Annotated in this window: 3 protein-coding genes; all 3 read right to left on the bottom strand. The window is 48.1% G+C overall.

The genetic code is table 11. The features are described from left to right. Positions 1 to 235: 235 nt before the first annotated feature. Complete coding sequence (locus ACOJTG_RS22285; RefSeq protein ID WP_420155825.1) at positions 236 to 1,642, bottom strand: redoxin domain-containing protein; 1,407 nt, start codon at positions 1,640 to 1,642, stop codon at positions 236 to 238. Positions 1,643 to 1,905: 263 nt separating this feature from the next. Further along, positions 1,906 to 2,280 carry a Rid family detoxifying hydrolase gene (locus ACOJTG_RS22280; RefSeq protein WP_420155824.1) on the bottom strand — a complete coding sequence of 125 codons (375 nt, stop codon included), beginning with the start codon at positions 2,278 to 2,280 and terminating at the stop codon, positions 1,906 to 1,908. Positions 2,281 to 2,317: 37 nt separating this feature from the next. After that, on the bottom strand, positions 2,318 to 3,078 hold a 761-nt coding region (locus tag ACOJTG_RS22275; protein WP_420155823.1), incomplete at its 5' end, for an MFS transporter.

The raw sequence follows: 3,078 nt of genomic DNA, 5'->3' as shown, positions 1-3,078 counted from the left end.
AGAGCAGGGACTGGGCGAACACGACTGGACGGCTATTGCTCTGGCTTCCCGGTAACGAAGCTTGCTGGTCGATCGCCGAAACGGTTTTTATAGATAGCAAGACGAAAACAGGGTACGAATAAAAAAAGGGCTTTCTCCACGAGAAAGCCCTTTTTTTATTATACTCAAAATATAAGAAAGTACAGGATTCATTAAAGTCCTAACATGGGACCAAAAGAAATACCCAAACCATGGCTTACTGATTAGCCTTGGCCGAGTTAATCATCGCTGATAACTCCGAAACGGCGGCTTCGTTGCCTCCCGAGAATCCCGTTAATTTATAGCGAATGCGGCCCTTTCCATCAATCACAAACTTCGCAGGAATGCCATTTACGTTAAAGGCGGATACCGCTTCATTCCGCTTCGTCTTTGCATTTTTGATGTCCATGTACAGATCTAGGTCGTAGTGATTAGCCTTCAGGTATTCCTGAGCCTCGGCGGTGGGATTGCCTTGTCGTTCCCAGGTATGGATAAAGAGAAATTTCACCTGTGGATCCTGCTTGTACTTATTCACTACCATTTGCATGGCGGGGAAGGAAGCTTTACACGGACCGCACCACGTCGCCCAGAAATCAAGCACAATCGTCTTTCCTTTGAAATCGGCCAGCGATACCTGCTTGCCCGAAGCATCCGTAACGATGAATGAGGGAGCGGGCTCGTTAATCATTAATTTGGCTGCCTCCGTTTCATACTTACTCGTTAGTTTCTGGTCGAGGGAAGCCAGGTAATCCTTCTCATTTTTTTCTGGATGAAGCTTCTTGTAGATGGCCACCAGTTCCGCTCGTACGGTTGAGTCAGCTAAACCACTGGTTACCGTCTTTTCCAGTAATGGAAAGGCTTCCTGGTAGTTACCACGCTTACTTAACAGAAGACCGTAGTTTTTAATCAAAGCGGGGCTTTTTCGCTCTGAAGAGGTGTATACTTCGTGTAAGTACGTATACGCTTTTTCATAGTCTCCATTCTTAGCTAAAATTTCGCTGTACAGACTCAACAGGCCGTTGATACTATTTTTTCGATGATTCATTGCCCGAGCCGACGTATCGGTAAGGGTTGTTACCTCTCGAAGGGAGGCTAACTCCTGCGTGATCAACTGCTCGGCTTCTTTACTATCGTAAGTCGCCATCGTACTGGCAACGCTATGAACCGCGGTAGGTTTAAACAAAGGCGACTTCACTTTTTTCAGGTAAGCCAGTACTTTAGGCTTGTTCCTCGCCTGGGTATACGTATAGGCTACGGCATAATTGGCCATATCCAAATCAGCTCCCGGAAAATCTTTTTCCATTTGGGCCAGCATCCGTTCCTGGGTGGGGCCATCCTTTTCCGCGTACAGCCGATTGGATGCCATATTACTGGCAATGGTGCCTTTCGGAAATCTCTTAACGGCCAGTTCGACGAGTGAATCTGATTTGGCTGGATTACTTTGATAAAAACTCAAAAGCGTGAAAATGTCCGCTTCCGAACCGCTTTCAAGCTTCTTTAACTTTGACTGAAGTTGAACCGGATCTTTTTCACTTTTGAGTGAATCCAGGGTGGCATTTTTAGGCCGCTGAGCAAAGGCCAGCGTACCAGAGAGAATGCCCAGAACGATGAATACTAGTTTCATGGTGAATTTTTTGGATGAAAAGGATAGCGTAAAAAATAGAAATGGCCTCTCTTCGGAGGTGTGCCTAAGGTTACTGAAAATCAAAGGGCGGTGTGATCGATAATCAAGCGTCGTTTCATTATAGGGCCTTGCTAGGAATGTAGTTAGCGTTCGCTTGTCGTTAAGCCCTAGTAGAAAGTATGATTACGCAGGCAGGTATACTGAGCATTTTGAAGTAAGGGATAGTGTACCCAGGTATCTACCCGTTCGTTGTATACGCTACTTTACTCCTGGTAAGCAATGACGGATATTTCCACGGAGACGTCCTTGGGCAAACGGGCTACCTGTACCGTTTCGCGGGCGGGAAAATCGCTCGTAAAAAACTCGCCATATACCGCATTGACGACGGCAAAGTCGTTCATGTCTTTCAGGAAAATGGACGTTTTAATAATGTTACGGTAGTGCATACCCGCGGCTGCCAGCAATTCACCCAGACTTAACATGACTTGCCGGGTTTCGGCCTGAACGCCTCCCTGATTTGCGGCAACATCGGCCGCTATCTGGCCGGATACGTACAGGACGGGGCCTACCTGAACGGCCTGCGAATACGGACCGATGGGGGCTGGAACATTGGGGCTGAAGATGATTTGCTTGTTCATAATAGGAGTAGTTAAAAGACGAAAAATTAGAATAGACTTAGGTAGGCAAACCCTCCAGGGCTTTGCTTGAGTGGTGATGGACAACTAATTGCTGTAAGCCGAATCCGGACCAGCTCGCCAACACCATCGGGATGATCATCGGTAAGAGTGAGCCGTCGCTGAAATAACTGACCAGGGCCGAGAAGCTGGCACCAAGCATCATTTGTAAGCAGCCGGCCAAGGCTGAGGCACTGCCCGCATTTTGCCGGAACGGCAGTAAGGCTAACGTAGTGGCATTGGGATTAATAAAGCCATGAAATACGAGGTAACTGAAAACGAGTAAAAGAAGGAGCGGAGCCGTCAGTAGGTCCAGGATTCCTAGAAAGCCTAAAAGCAGAGCGAGTCCTGCCTGCAGGCGGCCTGCTATTCGTAATAGTTCCGGGGTCGTTTTCCTTGAGTGATAAAAGCGGTTAATCTGGCTCCCGAGTACCAAACCACCCGCACAAAATCCGAACGCGTAGCTAAAGTCCGCCTGCGAAAAATGATAGGTATCCATCAGAATTTGGGGCGAACCCGCAATGAACGAAAAGAGACCGGCGGAGGCTAGGCTCGCTACTAGGGCATGAACGCTAAAAACCGAGGAGGAAAGTACCTGGATGTATTCGTTCAGAATCTGCCTTGGCCGTAGGGAAATCGACGTGTCGGCGGGTTTACTTTCCGGTAAGGTGCGAACCACCAGGACCATTAAACTCAGGGACAAAAGGGCCATACTGAGAAAAATAGCCCGCCAGCCTGCCAGTTCCAGAATCAGGCGTCCAA

The sequence above is a fragment of the Siphonobacter sp. genome, assembly GCF_048595215.1.
Classification (GTDB): Bacteria; Bacteroidota; Bacteroidia; order Cytophagales; family Spirosomataceae; genus Siphonobacter.
This window is presented reverse-complemented; position numbering and strand designations above follow the sequence as displayed.